14 protein-coding genes are annotated in these 13,960 nt (G+C 63.3%); 8 read left to right on the plus strand and 6 right to left on the minus strand.

The features are described from left to right. Positions 1 to 171 precede the first annotated feature (171 nt). The 3 genes from X744_RS157680 (at position 172) to X744_RS157670 (ending at position 3,337) form a co-directional block, all read left to right on the plus strand. Positions 172 to 1,146 (plus strand): L-threonylcarbamoyladenylate synthase, encoded by a 975-nt coding sequence (locus X744_RS157680; RefSeq protein WP_023759089.1) that lies wholly within the window; start codon positions 172 to 174, stop codon positions 1,144 to 1,146. Between the two features lie 8 nt (positions 1,147 to 1,154). After that, positions 1,155 to 2,585: an FAD-binding oxidoreductase gene (locus X744_RS157675; protein ID WP_023759090.1), complete on the plus strand. Its 1,431-nt coding sequence runs from the start codon at positions 1,155 to 1,157 to the stop codon at positions 2,583 to 2,585. Positions 2,586 to 2,770: 185 nt separating this feature from the next. After that, on the plus strand, positions 2,771 to 3,337 hold the full coding sequence (locus X744_RS157670) for a DUF6101 family protein (RefSeq protein ID WP_023759091.1): 567 nt from the start codon (positions 2,771 to 2,773) through the stop codon (positions 3,335 to 3,337). Positions 3,338 to 3,510: 173 nt separating this feature from the next. Here the strand turns inward: X744_RS157670 and ubiA are convergent, their stop codons facing one another. Together ubiA and X744_RS157660 are read right to left on the minus strand one after the other, a co-directional pair. Then, positions 3,511 to 4,494, minus strand: coding sequence for a 4-hydroxybenzoate octaprenyltransferase (ubiA, locus tag X744_RS157665; RefSeq protein WP_023759092.1), 984 nt, complete (start codon positions 4,492 to 4,494; stop codon positions 3,511 to 3,513). A gap of 68 nt (positions 4,495 to 4,562) precedes the next feature. Continuing rightward, entirely contained in the window at positions 4,563 to 5,474 is a 912-nt protein-coding gene (locus tag X744_RS157660) for a LysR family transcriptional regulator (protein ID WP_023759093.1), read from the minus strand. 90 nt (positions 5,475 to 5,564) lie between these two features. Between X744_RS157660 and X744_RS157655 the strand changes: the two genes are divergently transcribed. Both X744_RS157655 and purD read left to right on the plus strand, forming a co-directional pair. Then, a complete protein-coding gene (locus X744_RS157655) occupies positions 5,565 to 6,371 on the plus strand; it encodes a phytanoyl-CoA dioxygenase family protein (protein WP_023759094.1) in 807 nt (268 codons plus the stop codon). A 155-nt stretch (positions 6,372 to 6,526) separates the two neighbouring features. Further along, positions 6,527 to 7,804 (plus strand): phosphoribosylamine--glycine ligase, encoded by a 1,278-nt coding sequence (gene purD / locus X744_RS157650; protein WP_023759095.1) that lies wholly within the window; start codon positions 6,527 to 6,529, stop codon positions 7,802 to 7,804. Between the two features lie 24 nt (positions 7,805 to 7,828). On the opposite strand, the gene X744_RS157645 is transcribed toward purD, so the two are convergent. From X744_RS157645 to X744_RS157635, 3 genes are all read right to left on the minus strand, one after another. After that, positions 7,829 to 8,995 (minus strand): glycoside hydrolase family 25 protein, encoded by a 1,167-nt coding sequence (locus X744_RS157645; protein ID WP_023759096.1) that lies wholly within the window; start codon positions 8,993 to 8,995, stop codon positions 7,829 to 7,831. Positions 8,996 to 9,072: 77 nt separating this feature from the next. After that, positions 9,073 to 9,576, minus strand: a complete 504-nt coding sequence (locus tag X744_RS157640; protein WP_023759097.1) for a GNAT family N-acetyltransferase — start codon at positions 9,574 to 9,576, stop codon at positions 9,073 to 9,075. After that, positions 9,573 to 9,860 carry a DUF1778 domain-containing protein gene (locus X744_RS157635; protein WP_023759098.1) on the minus strand — a complete coding sequence of 96 codons (288 nt, stop codon included), beginning with the start codon at positions 9,858 to 9,860 and terminating at the stop codon, positions 9,573 to 9,575. The genes X744_RS157640 and X744_RS157635 overlap by 4 nt, the downstream gene beginning before the upstream one ends. A gap of 264 nt (positions 9,861 to 10,124) precedes the next feature. Between X744_RS157635 and X744_RS157630 the strand changes: the two genes are divergently transcribed. After that, positions 10,125 to 11,894 carry an acyl-CoA dehydrogenase gene (locus X744_RS157630; RefSeq protein ID WP_023759099.1) on the plus strand — a complete coding sequence of 590 codons (1,770 nt, stop codon included), beginning with the start codon at positions 10,125 to 10,127 and terminating at the stop codon, positions 11,892 to 11,894. 19 nt (positions 11,895 to 11,913) lie between these two features. Then, complete coding sequence (locus X744_RS157625) at positions 11,914 to 12,666, plus strand: crotonase/enoyl-CoA hydratase family protein (RefSeq protein ID WP_023759100.1); 753 nt, start codon at positions 11,914 to 11,916, stop codon at positions 12,664 to 12,666. 9 nt (positions 12,667 to 12,675) lie between these two features. Here the strand turns inward: X744_RS157625 and pdxH are convergent, their stop codons facing one another. Further along, on the minus strand, positions 12,676 to 13,293 hold the full coding sequence (gene pdxH / locus X744_RS157620; RefSeq protein WP_023759101.1) for a pyridoxamine 5'-phosphate oxidase: 618 nt from the start codon (positions 13,291 to 13,293) through the stop codon (positions 12,676 to 12,678). A 59-nt stretch (positions 13,294 to 13,352) separates the two neighbouring features. Between pdxH and X744_RS157615 the strand changes: the two genes are divergently transcribed. Further along, positions 13,353 to 13,814, plus strand: a complete 462-nt coding sequence (locus X744_RS157615) for an RT0821/Lpp0805 family surface protein (RefSeq protein ID WP_023759102.1) — start codon at positions 13,353 to 13,355, stop codon at positions 13,812 to 13,814. The last annotated feature ends 146 nt before the right edge of the window (positions 13,815 to 13,960 follow it).

A 13,960-nucleotide genomic window follows, 5' to 3' on the forward strand; every position in this document is an offset into this window, starting at 1 on the left:
GCAGGCTGGAATTGATACCGGCTTTCGTGGAAGCATAGCATTTTAGGAATTGATAAATCGCCAAAGCCCAGCTTGTCCGACAATGCCTTGTCCGACAACCCTTGCCCTAACACCCGACTTGCCCAACGGCCGCCATCGTACTACGCACCCCACATCTGTGAGGTGACGAGAGTGGCTGAAATTCTTGCCGTCGGCGAGGCCATGGAGCAGGCGCTGGCGCTGCTCAGGGGTGGCGATGTCGTCGCCATCCCGACGGAAACCGTCTACGGGCTGGCCGGCGATGCCACCAACGGCATCGGTGTGGCGCGCATCTTCGAAGCCAAGGGACGGCCGCGCTTCAACCCGCTTATCGCCCATGTCGGCGATATGGCGATGGCAGAACGCCACGCGCTGTTCGATCCGCTGTCGAAGAAACTGGCGCTGACATTCTGGCCCGGTCCGCTGACGCTGGTGCTGCCGCAACGGCCCGGCAACGGCATCCATCCGCTGGTCACTGCCGGGCTCGATACGATTGCCTTGCGCATGCCGAGGGGTTTTGGCGCTGACCTGATCGCCAGGCTCGGCCACCCGCTTGCCGCGCCCAGCGCTAATTCATCCGGCAAGATCAGCGCAACGACCGCGCAGGCGGTGGCGGCGGATCTCGGCGCGCGGATCAAGCTGGTCGTCGATGGCGGCGCGACCCCGGTCGGGCTGGAATCGACCATTATCAAGGTCGAGGGCGCAGCATTGCGGCTGCTGAGGCCCGGTGGCATCGCCGCCGAGGAGATCGAGGCGGCCGTCGGCATGGAGCTGTTGCGCGGCGGTGCCACCGACATCGAGGCGCCAGGGATGCTTGGCTCGCACTATGCGCCGGGCGCTGCGATGCGGCTCAACGCCGGGACGGTCGGTGCGGGCGAAGCCCTGCTCGGCTTCGGCGGCCAACGGGCGGCAGGCTGGCGAAACGCCGCCGCTTTCCTCAATTTATCCGAAGCCGGAGACCTGCGCGAGGCGGCGAGCAACCTGTTCGCTTTTATGCAAGAGCTTGACCGCAGCGGCGCGCTGACCATCGCCGTCGAGCCGGTTCCGTTCGACGGGCTGGGCGAGGCGATCAACGATCGGCTTTCGCGTGCCGCCGCCCCTCGTGACAACATGCTGCCCACGACATAGTTTTCCGCATGACCGAAAATTCAGCCAAACTGGATCCCGCTCTCATTGATCGCTTCGCGGCGATCGTCGGCGACAAATATGCGCTGCGTGACGAGCAGGATATCGCGCCTTACCTCATTGAGCGGCGCGGGCTCTGGCACGGCGTGACATCGCTGGTGCTGCGGCCGGGCAGCGTCGACGAGGTCAGCCTGATCATGCGGCTGGCGACCGAGACAGCAACGCCGGTCGTGCCGCAAAGCGGCAACACCGGGCTGGTCGGCGCCCAGGTGCCGGACAGGTCCGGCCGCGAGATCATCCTGTCGCTTTCGCGGCTGAACCGCATCCGCGAGATCGATGTCCTGTCCAACACGGTGACGGTCGAGGCCGGCGTCATCCTGCAGACGCTGCAGGAGGCGGCCGATGCCGCCGACCGGCTGTTTCCGCTGTCGCTGGCCGCGCAAGGCTCCTGCCAGATCGGCGGCAACCTGTCATCCAATGCGGGCGGCACCGGCGTGCTTGCCTATGGCAATGCGCGCGAACTCTGCCTCGGTGTCGAGGTGGTGCTGCCTACCGGCGAGGTGTTCGACGATCTACGCAAGCTGAAGAAGGACAACACCGGCTACGATTTGAAGAACCTGTTCGTCGGCGCCGAAGGCACCCTCGGCGTCATCACCGCCGCCGTGCTCAAGCTGTTTCCGAAGCCGAAGGGGCGCGAGGTGGCCTTCGTCGGCCTGTCGTCGCCCGACGCCGCACTTTCCCTGCTCAGCCTGGCGATGGACCGCGCGGGGGCTGCACTGACCGCTTTCGAACTGATCGGCAAGCGGCCATATGATTTCACGCTCGCGCATGCCCAGGGCGTGACGCGGCCGCTGATCGAGGATTGGCCATGGTATGTGCTGATGCAGATTTCGTCGGGTCGTTCATCGGAAGATTCGAGAGCCTTGATCGAGGAGGTGCTCTCGGCCGGCCTTGAACAGAAATTCGTCGGCGACGCCGTCATCGCGGCCAGTCTCGGGCAGGGGGATGCGTTCTGGAATTTCCGTGAGGTGTTGCCCGAGGCGCAGAAACCGGAGGGTGCTTCGATCAAGCACGACATTTCGGTGCCTATCGCATCGATCCCGCACTTCATCGAAGAAGCAGCCACCGCGGTGGCGTCGGTGAGCGCCGGGGCCCGCGTCGTCTGCTTCGGCCATATGGGTGACGGCAATCTCCACTATAACATCTCGCGGCCTGTCGACGGCGACGACGCGGCGTTTCTTGCCCTCTATCACCCCATGAACAGGGCGGTGCACGACGTGGTGCGCAGCCTGCACGGTTCGATCTCCGCCGAGCACGGCATCGGCCAGTTGAAGCGCGACGAACTGATCGCGACCGCGCCACCGATAGCGATCGATCTGATGCGCAGGGTGAAGGCTGCCTTCGACCCGGCCGGCATCATGAATCCCGGTAAGGTTATCTGATCCTTTCAACGTCTTGTGGCTGGTGGCATTCCGATAACCATCCCTGAGATCAGCAAAATTTAACCGACTTTCTTAAGCGGGGCGGTAAGGAGCCCGCGCTACTGTCTCCATACAAACGAGGCTGGAAAAACCGGCCCGGAGAGAACCGGACACCGGCTCTCAGGAGACAGACAGGAAGGGCATCCATGAACACCGGACTGAAGCCAGTCTGGGCGGGACGCAACATGCGTCTCGACCCATTTCGCCTGCCGCAAGTGGTGAGCTACGCGACCCGCGACGACTACGGCGACGTGACCTTCACCATCGACCAGCGCGGTGCCGTGATCCGCCGCATGCTCGAGATGAGCGGCCTGCCCGCGATCGTCGTTTTGCCCGCCAATGCGTTCCGCGGCGTTGCCGCCCGCGCCATGGAGGACCCGGACGGCAATGTCACGGTGACCCTGGAACTCCTGCACAACGATCCGATGCTATCGGTGCCGCTGCTGGTGGCCGACGATCTCGACGATGTCGCCGCCGACTGGCGCGCCTGGGCCGACGCCTACCGTCTGCCGATGCTGCTGATCGAATCGGACGGCGTTGCCCGTACACTGGAAGAATCGCTTGGCGCCGCCATCAAGACGCTGCCGCCGCAGGATCGCCGCAAGGGCCGCGTTTCCAACACGCGCCGCCCGCGCTTCCTCGCTCGCCGCAGGGCTGGCGCCCTCGGTCTCAGGCTGGTCATCGACGGCCAGGAAATCATTTCGCGGGAGTGAGATGGGATCTTCCTTCTCCCCCTTGTGGGAGAAGGTGGCCGAGCGAAGCTCGGTCGGATGAGGGGTGCTCCAGCTTGGCACGGACGGCACTCCCTCCAGCACCCCTCAACCGTCTTGGCGCTACGCGCCAATCCACCTTCTCCCGCAAGGGGAACGGAAAAGGTAAGAAGCCGCTACACCAGCGGCTTCAGCGCCACCCACACAGCGCCGCCGATCAGGCCGAGGAAGATCAGCCAGCCGACCTGGTTGTTCGACCTGAACAGCCGCAGGCATTGGTCCGGATTGTCGATATCCAGAACCGCGATCTGCCGGGCCATATGTGCACCGGCGGCGATCAGTCCAGCCAGCGCCACCACCGGAGCCTGCGCCGACGCGAAGGCGATGGCAAAGCAGATCAGCGCGCCGCCATAGAGTCCTGCCAGCCACGATTTGGTGTTGTCGCCGAACAAGCGTGCCGTCGAGCGCACGCCGACAATGGCGTCATCTTCCTTGTCTTGATGCGCGTAGATCGTGTCGTAGCCGATCACCCACAGGATCGAGCCGATATAGAGCATGATTGCAGGCCCATCGAGATCGCCGAACTCGACCGCCCACCCCATAAGCGCGCCCCAGGAAAAGGCAAGGCCGAGTACAAGTTGCGGCCAATTGGTTATCCGCTTCATGAATGGATAGATGGCGATGATTGCCAGTGAGAAGATGCCGAGCAGGATGGCGAAGCTGTTGAACTGTATGAGCACCGCGAGGCCGACCAGCGCCTGCAGCGCAACAAACAGCCACGCCCGCCGGCGCGTCGCCTTGCCCGACGGCAGCGGCCGCGAGCGCGTGCGTTCGACCTGGTTGTCGATGTCCTGATCGACGAGATCGTTGTAGGTGCAGCCGGCGCCGCGCATAGCGATGGCGCCGACCAGGAACAGCACGAGATACCAAGGTGCCGGCAGCAGCGACAGCAGCGGGTCGCCGGGACGCGGATAGGCGCTCGCCGCAAGGGCCGCAGACCACCAGCACGGCCACAGCAGCAACTGCCAGCCGATCGGCCTGTCCCACCGGGCAAGTTGCGCATAGGGCCATAACGAGCGTGGCAGCACGCGATAGACCCAATGGCCGTTCGGCGCATCGGCGACACGGCCCTGGGCCGCTTTCGACTGGATAGGTTCCATGTCCATGGAGTGGCAGCAGCGGCGGAAACCGTCAAGCGGCAAGCGCGGGAGCGGGGTCCGTCAGCCTTTCACGAGGCAAAGATGTCGCGGCTGGCGAACCACCCCTTCGCCACGTCGATGAAGGACAGCGCCGCATTCGACACGCGCTGATGCGAGTCATAGGTGAGCAGGATCCGCTGCATCGGCAGCGGATCGGACAGCGGCTTGCGGACAAGCGGCAGCCCGTCATAGCTGCGGTCGCCGTACGGACGGGTATAGCTGACCGCAACGCCGAAGCCGTTGGCGACCATGCTGCGCTGCAGTTCGAACGAGCTCGTCGTCATGTCGGCCGCTGGCGAAAGGCCGCGGCTGCGGAACAGGTCGAGCATGTGCTGCCAGCTGTGCGGCTGGTCCGTCGTGATCAGCGGATAGGCGGCAAGATCCGCAAGGCTGACTGACGGGCGATCCGCCAGGGCATGGCCCGCCGGCAACAGCGCATGCGGGTGAAGTTCGCGCAGCAGGATGCGGGCGAAATGCGTCGGCAGGCTGAGATCATAGGTGAGACCGAGATCGATGGCCGCATCGCCGAGCCGTCGTCCCAGCGTTTCGAAGGTTTCGTCGCGAACGACGACCTTAACGGCTGGATGGCGTTCGGAGAAGGCGCGGAGCAGGGCCGGCGCGAAGAACGGCGCCAGGTCCTCGAAGCACCCCAGCACCAGCTCACCGCTGACAGCCGATTTGGTTGAACCCAGGCCGATGAGTTCGTCCGTCTCGGTGAGAACCTGTCTTGCCTTGACCACGACGGCGCGGCCAAACGATGTCGGCGAAACACCGCTTCCGCGCTGGCGGACGAACAGTTTCTGGCCGAAATTCTTTTCGACGGCGTCGATAGCCACCGAGATCGACGGCTGAGATAAGTTCAGCACCTTTGCCGCGCCGGTGACGCTGCCGTGACGAGCCACGGCGACAAGGTAACGCAATTGGGTGAGGGTCACGTTCATAGGACTGTCCTATGTATCAGATGGAAAGTTATTATTTTACTGAATGAATGCTGCTTGCGATAGTCGGTGTGCTGCCAAGAGGAGAACGCCATGGCTTCCGCAACCGACACCCAAGCAATCGATGCAAAGACAATCGCCGACTATCACCGTGACGGAGCGGTCTGCATCCGAGGCGCCTTCAAGGGCTGGGTCGACACGATTGCCGCCGGCATCGAGCGCAACATGCAGAACCGCAGCGCCGCCGCGTCTGATATCGCCAACGGTCGCGGCAGTTTCTTCGACGACTATTGCAACTGGGAGCGCATTCCCGAATTCGTCAGTGTGGTGCGGGAATCGCCCGCCGCCGAATTGGCGGCGGCGGTCATGCAGTCGCGCACCGCGCAGTTCTTCCACGACCATGTGCTGGTCAAGGAACCCGGCACGCAGAAGCCGACGCCCTGGCATCAGGACATTCCTTACTACTTTGTCGATGGCCAGCAGACGGTAAGCTTCTGGATTCCCATCGATCCGGTGAAGGAGGCGACGCTGCGGCTGATCGCCGGTTCGCACAAATGGGACAAGATGATCCTGCCGGTGCGCTGGCTCGACGACAGCAATTTTTATGCCGGCGAGGGTGACTACCTGCCGGTGCCCGATCCCGACAAGGATCCGTCGTTGAAGGTGCTCGAATGGGAAATGGAGCCGGGCGACGCCATCCTGTTCGACTTCAGGACCGCGCATGGCGCGCGCGGCAATCTGACGACGGCGCGACGTCGGGCGCTGTCGCTGCGCTGGGTCGGTGACGATGCGCGCTACGTCGAACGGCCGGGTCGCACCTCGCCGCCCTATCATGGCCATGGCATGCGGCCGGGGCAGAAATTGCGCGAGGACTGGTTCCCGGTCGTCTACGAGGGCTGAGCAGCGCCGGAACTTGTTCGGCGGATACCGCCGCCGAAGTTCGGCATGTGGTACCGTTCCCGTGCGCAAATTCCGATCAAAGCACCCTGATGCCTTGACCCGTCGTCCAGAGAGCAATAGCGGGTGCTCAAAGAGATCGGCATCAAGAGGTGGCCATGAACGTTCTTCTTCTCGGCTCCGGTGGCCGCGAACATGCGCTCGCCTGGAAGATCGCCGCGTCACCGCTACTGACCAGGCTCTACGCCGCTCCCGGCAATCCGGGTATCGGCGGCGAGGCCGAATTGGTGAAGCTGGATATAGCCGACCATGCCGCTGTAACCGTCTTCTGCAAGGAGAAAAAAATCGACCTCGTCGTCGTCGGCCCGGAAGGGCCGCTGGTCGCCGGCATTGCCGATTATTTGCGCGCGCAAGCCATTCGTGTCTTCGGCCCATCCAAGGCGGCCGCGCAGCTGGAAGGTTCGAAGGGTTTTACCAAGGATCTCTGTGCCCAATACAACATCCCGACCGCTGCCTATGGCCGCTTCGGCGATCTCGCGACCGCCAAGGCCTATGTCGAGAAGATGGGCGCGCCGATCGTCATCAAGGCCGATGGGCTCGCCGCCGGCAAGGGCGTCACGGTCGCCATGACGCTGGATGAGGCGCGGGCCGCACTCGATGCCTGTTTCGACGGTTCCTTTGGTGCCGCCGGCGCGGAGGTGGTGGTCGAGGAGTTCATGACCGGCGAAGAGGCAAGCTTCTTCTGCCTCTGCGACGGTAACACCGCGCTGCCCTTCGGCACCGCGCAGGATCACAAGCGCGTTGGCGATGGCGACACCGGTCCCAACACCGGTGGCATGGGCGCCTACTCGCCAGCTCCGGTGATGACGCCGCAGATGGTCGAACGCACCATGCGCGAGATCGTCGAGCCGACCATGCGCGGCATGGCCGAACTGGGTGCGCCCTTCGCCGGCGTACTGTTCGCCGGGCTGATGATATCAGATAAGGGGCCGAAGCTGATCGAATACAACACCCGGTTCGGCGATCCGGAATGCCAGGTGCTGATGATGCGGCTGAAGGACGATCTGTTGGTTCTGCTCAACGCGGCAACCGACGGGCAGCTTGCCCATACTTCGGTGCGTTGGCGCGACGAGGCCGCACTTACCGTGGTGATGGCGGCCCGGGGCTATCCGGGCACGCCGGAAAAGGGGTCGGTCATCCGCGGCGTCGAAGACGCGGCGGGCGACGGTGTCGAGATCTTCCACGCCGGTACCGCCATCAATGGCGGCGCGCTGGTCGCCAATGGCGGCCGCGTCCTCAATGTCACGGCGACGGGAAGCACCGTCGGCGAGGCGCAGAGACGAGCCTACGCCGCGCTCGACCGCATCGACTGGCCGGATGGCTTCTGCCGCCGCGACATTGGCTGGCAGGCCGTTGCGCGCGAGCAGTCAAACTGAAGGTCTCTTTGGAGAGACGGCAGTCTACCGCTGGCCGCGATCGATCTCGGTCGAAGCGGTGCTGAGTGGATCGGCGGCGGCAAAGGCGGCGTCGAGTTGCGCCGGAAAACGCTGTTCCGTCCGCTTCCAGGCGACATATTGGACAATGCCGAAGTCAGGCCGTCGCGGCACCGTCTTCACGACAGGCATGCGGAAACCGTCGCGAAATTTCGTCCAGCGCGTGCCCAACGCCACAACCATGTCCTCGAAGGTCGGCGGCGCCGCCACCGAGGCGTAGGTGATGGTGACATTGCCGGCAAGGCCGGCTTCGCGTGAGACGGGAAGTGGTATCGAGGCGAGATAGTCGGGCGGCACGTCGATGAGCCCACCGAACGGCCATTGCGCGCGCAGCGTGGCGGCATCCGTCGGCGCGACATTGACGTCGATGTCCTTGGGTGTACCGGCGACCCTGTAAGGGCAGCGGAACCTGCCGCAATTGGCTCGCGCCGAAAACTGCCACAGTGCGTAGCCCTGCCAGTTGCCCATCGGAAAATGCACGTCGATGTCGTTGATGTAGCGGGCATACCAGAGTGGCAACCGCGACAGGAGCCGGTATCTGTAGCTGTTGTCGGCAATGTACTGGGCTGTCTTGCCGTTGGTGTAGATGACCGGGAAGCGGCCGACGCGCCGATGCACCTGGCGGACGAACTCCTCGGCATCGTCCAGTGACATCCATTGTGAAGGATCGTTGCCCTCGATGTCGAGGGCCATGAGATCGTCCGGTGCGGGCTCGGCGAAATCGAGGAAGCTGTTGGCCTGCTCGACCGGATTGCCGGGGCGGGCGAGATGGTAGGCGCCCCATTTCAGGCCGAGTGCCTTGGCGACAACCCGGCGGGTCTGGAAGAGTTCGCGCGTCACTGCGTGGCGTTTCCACAATGCCTTGCAGAGCTTCACCTCGGTGTCATCACCCAAACAGTAATAGGGCGGCGGCATACCGTCGGACGCCTTGTTGATGAACCCGACCACCCGCTTGTCGGTGGCGAGCTGGGCCCAGTCGATGGAATTATACTCGTAGGCGTCGACGACTAGGGCGCGATCGGCGTTCTTCCAGGGCTCGGAAAAATCCGAAGCCCTTGCCGCCATCGACAGCGCCATCGTCGCCGCGAAAGCGAGGAGCGCTGTGCGGCGAAGGAGGTGCGCCGTCCTTTTCAAACAGGGGATCCCCGTTGACCGAATTCAAATCCTGGACCGCTATGGTTAAGGAAGTGCTTTCAAGGCAATGCGGTGCGTCAGTCGAACAGCTTCAACGCCGTCGCTACCGAGAGGAACATCGACAACGGGCGGTCGTGAAATGGCGTGAAACCATGTTTGCGATAAAAAGCCGCGGCCTTGTCGTCCTTGGCGTCGACGATCAGCGCGAAGCAGGCAGGAGCAGCTTGGGCGCAGCGCCGGAGCGCATCCACGATCAGTATCGATCCAACTCGTTGTCCCTGATATCGGGTATCGACTGCCAACCTTCCGATCAATATGGCGGGCAGGACTGGATAACGCGGCAGGCGTTTTGTCAGGTCTTGTGGCAGCGAAGCTATGGGCACGCTTGACGCTGCAAGAGTGTAATATCCGGCAATGAGATCGACATCACGATCTGCGGCGACAAAGCAGTTGCTGACTCGGCGTTTGACGTCCTGGCTCGCCTGCTCGCGTAGATAGTGGTCGAGTGCCAGCACGCCACAACTGAATGCCTTACGATCATACGATCCGCCCAGCGGCTCGATGATCAGATCTAGACTCACCGGGATTCGACGACAAGTCGCTTGTAGGCGTCGGCAGCTTTGCGCAGCGCTTCATTGGGTTCGGGTGGATTGAGAATGGCTTCTACCAGAGCGCGCTGGTCCTCAATGGACAGGCGGATGATAGCAGTCTCCTCAATGGTGCGTTGTGCAGCTTCCTGCGCTGCGGAGACCACGAAGTCGCTGACGCTGCGGCCCTGGATTTCGGCGGCACGTTTCACCACACTCAGCATATCCGGTGAGATCCGAGCTTCGAGACGGGTGGTACGGGTCTGTTGGTTTGGCATCACGATCACCTCTAGCACGATATGTACGGGTTTTGACCGTACATATCAAGCACCGCGTTCAGCGCGGCTCCGGTCGGCTAGTTCTGATCTGTCGCCGGTTGATTTCATCCGGCATTGCTTGAATCTAATACGCGCCGCCGTGACTGCAAATCCGCGTGACAAAATTTGACGTTTACGTAAAAAGGAGATGGGAGACTCGCCCAAGAGCGGATGGTTTTGGGGCAGCACTGGCTGTAGGGTTCGCGCATAAGGAGAACGAGCGGCATGTATCGGGCACCGGTCGAGGACATCGCGTTCACCCTGAAGCACGTGGCGGGCATGAAATCCGCCCTTGAGGCCGGCACCTTCGGCGATCTCGGCGAGGATCTGGTCGATGCCGTCCTTGCCGAGGCTGGCCGTTTCGCCACCGAGGAGGTGGCACCGCTCTACAAGATCGGCGACCAACAAGGTGCGCTGCTGAAGGGTGCCGCCGTCACCACACCGCCCGGCTGGAAGGAGCTCTATCGCCGCTGGATCGACGGCGGCTGGAACGCGCTCTCCGGACCTGAAGCCTACGGCGGCCAAGCGCTGCCGACCATGCTTGGCGTTGCGGCGCTCGAAATGTGGAACTCCGCCGCCATGGCTTTCGGCATCGGTCCGACGCTGACCATGGGCGCGGTCGAAGCGCTCGACAAACACGCCTCCGAAGACCTCAAGGCAAAATATCTCGAAAAGCTTGTGTCCGGCGAATGGATGGGCACGATGAACCTGACCGAGCCGCAGGCGGGTTCGGACCTCGCCGCCTTGCGCGCCCGTGCCGAGCCGGCCGGTGACGGCAGCTACCGCATCTTCGGCCAGAAAATCTTCATCACCTATGGCGAGCACGATTTCACCGACAACATCATCCACCTGGTGTTGGCGCGGTTGCCCGACGCACCGGCCGGCACGCGCGGCATCTCGCTGTTCCTGGTGCCGAAATTCCTGGTCGGCGACGATGGCTCGCTCGGTGCCCGCAACGACGTCTTCTGTTCCGGCCTGGAGCACAAGCTCGGCATCCATGCTTCGCCGACCTGCACCATGATCTATGGTGATGGCTTCCAGGGCGCCAAGCCGGGCGCCATCGGCTGGCTGATCGGCGAGGAGAACAAGGGCCTCGCCTGCATGTTCACCATGATGAACAATGCGCGGCTGTGCGTCGGCATGCAGGGCGTCGCTGTCGCCGAGGCCGCAACGCAGAAGGCGATTGCCTATGCCAATGAGCGCCGACAAGGCAAGGCGGCAAGCTACGCTGGCGCCGGCATGGCACCGATTGTCCATCACCCCGACGTGCAGCGCAATCTCTTGACCATGAAGGCGCTGACGCAGATCGCACGCGCGATCAGCTATTCATGTGCCTATGCCATCGACCTGGCACGCGTCTCGGACGGCGACGAGGCGGCGCATTGGCGCGACCGGGCCAACCTGCTGACGCCGCTGGCCAAGGCTTTCTCGACCGACGTCGGTGTCGAAGTTGCCTCGCTCGGCGTCCAGGTGCATGGCGGCATGGGCTTCATCGAGGAAACGGGCGCGGCTGCCCTCTACCGCGATGCTCGCATCGCACCGATCTATGAGGGCACCAACGGCATCCAGGCGATCGATCTGGTGATGCGCAAGCTGCCGCTCGGCGGTGGCGACCATGTGCATGGCTTCATCGCCGAACTGGCTGCGGTGGCAGGAGCGGTGCGAACCTCGAACCTGCAGGGTTTCGGCCGCACCGCCGATGCTCTCGACGCAGCACTTGCCGATCTGACGCAAGCGACGCGCTTTCTGCAAAAACTGTCGGCCGATGGCCGACCGGAAGAGGCGCTGGCAGGTGCTACGCCCTATCTCAGGCTGATCTCGCTTGCCGCCGGCGGCGCCTATCTGGCGCAGGGCGCTCTTGCCGATCAGGGCCGCATCGCACTTTGCCGCTTCTTCGCCGAAAACCTGATCGGCGAGGTCGGTGCCTTGAAGGATCGCGTTGTCGAAGGCGCCGAGAGCCTTGCCGCCGCCGGCAAGACGCTGGTTTCTGCCTGACGTTCACAAGGAAAAGACCGTGACAGACCACATCCTCGTCGAGCGCCAGGGCGCCATCCAGATCATCCGCATGAACCGGCCTGACAAGAAGAACGCGCTGACGCGCGCCATGTATGCGAAAATGTCAAAAACCCTGGCCGAAGGCGACGCCGATCCTGCGGTCCGCGTCCATGTGTTCCTGGGCGTGCCCGGCGCCTTCTCCTCCGGCAACGATCTCGCCGATTTCATGGTCGTCGCCACCGGCGGCGATGGCGGCACCGAGGTCTGGGACTTCCTGATGGCGCTGGCCAGGGTCGAGAAGCCCATCGTCTCCGGCGTCGACGGCATCGCGGTCGGCATCGGCACGACGCTCAACCTGCATTGCGATCTGACTTTCGCCACACCGCGCACCGTGTTCAGGACGCCTTTCGTTGACCTTGGTCTGGTGCCCGAGGCGGGATCCAGCCTTTTGGTGCCGCGAATCCTGGGACAGCAAGGCGCGTTTGCGCTACTCGGCCTCGGCGAGGGCCTTTCGGCCGAACGGGCGAAGGTCGCCGGCTTGATCTACGAGGTGGTCGAGGAAGCAGCACTTGAAGCCGCGGTGCTGGCGGCGGCCGGCCAGATCGCGGCCAAGCCACCGCAGGCGCTGAAGATCGCGCGCGACCTGATGCGCGGCTCGCGCGACGATCTCGTCGCCCGCATCGGCGAGGAAAGCGAGCATTTTCGCGAGCGGCTGAAATCGGATGAGGCGCGCGCCGCGCTGACGGCATTCATGACCAGGAAGAAGGCCTGAGCCGCTCTTTCAGGGGTAAAGCCTCGTCTTGCCCCAGCCGCCTTTCGCGTCACGGCTGAAGACAACACGGTCGTGTAGCCGGAATGGCCTGTCGTGCCAGAATTCGATCGTCTGAGGGACAATGCGAAAGCCCGACCAGTGCTTTGGCCTAGGGATCTCGCCGATTGCATGGCGCGCCGTGTATTCGGCCACCGCCTTCTCCAGGGCGAAACGGCTTTCCAGCGGTCGCGACTGTTTCGAGGCCCAGGCGCCGATGCGGCTGCCGCGCGGCCGCGTTGCGTAATAGGCGTCGGCCTCGGCGTCGCTGACGATCTCCACCGGTCCGCGAATACGCACCTGCCGGCGCAGCGATTTCCAATGGAAGCACATCGCCGCCTTCATGCTGCCAAGAATTTCCTGGCCCTTGGCGCTCTCGAAATTCGTATAGAAGACAAACCCGCTCTCATCGAACCCCTTGAGCAGAACCATGCGCACATTCGGCATGCCGTCGGCATCGACGGTCGCCAGCGCCACGCCGTTGGGATCGTTCATTTCGCTCTTCGTGGCGTCCTCAAGCCATGCGGCAAAGAGGCGAAAGGGCTCCGCAGCCTCGGTAAAGTCACCGCTTGTTAACTCTGTGTCACTCATAGTTTTTCTCAATTTGTCACGTAGCCCAAATTATCACGAAGCCAGGGGGAGGTTGCCGATTGTCGCGTATTGCGCGAGCTTTTGACAGCAGGCAATGGGGCGTTATCGCTTCGGCCAGCGCGAAAGTCGCGATCGTGGCAGTCGCGTTGCCGCTTGCCGCCTGTGGCGCCGGTGGCTTCAGCCTGGAAAAGGCCGAAGTCGACCGCTCCATCCTGACCAACAGCACATCTGTCTCGGCCGTGCCTGCCAATTTGGATCGCGATTCCGACCAGACGACGATCGGCAACGCGGTGTCCTCGGCCGACATCGAACAGCTCGGCGGACAGGCAGTGCCGTGGGCCAATGCCGGCACCGGGTCACGCGGTTCCATCACCGGACTGGCGGAGTTGAAGGACAAGGGCCAGACATGCCGCCGTTTCAAGGTCTCACGCGAAAGCTTTGACGGCGTCGCCATGTTCGAAGGCGAACTGTGCCTGGCCAGCGCCGGCGGCTGGCGCATGCAGGACTTCAGGGCGCTCTGAGCGTGTTCTGAAAGTCGATTGGATCGGGCTCGGCGAATCTTTTTCGTCGCCCGGCGCGTTGCCAATCTTGCCGATATCCCGATATCGGCTGCGATCGGTTCCTTCCGGATCGACAAAAAACCCTCGCCAATCCTCAACCGCCGACT

The organism is Mesorhizobium sp. LNHC252B00 (assembly GCF_000502955.1).
Classification (GTDB): Bacteria; Pseudomonadota; Alphaproteobacteria; order Rhizobiales; family Rhizobiaceae; genus Mesorhizobium.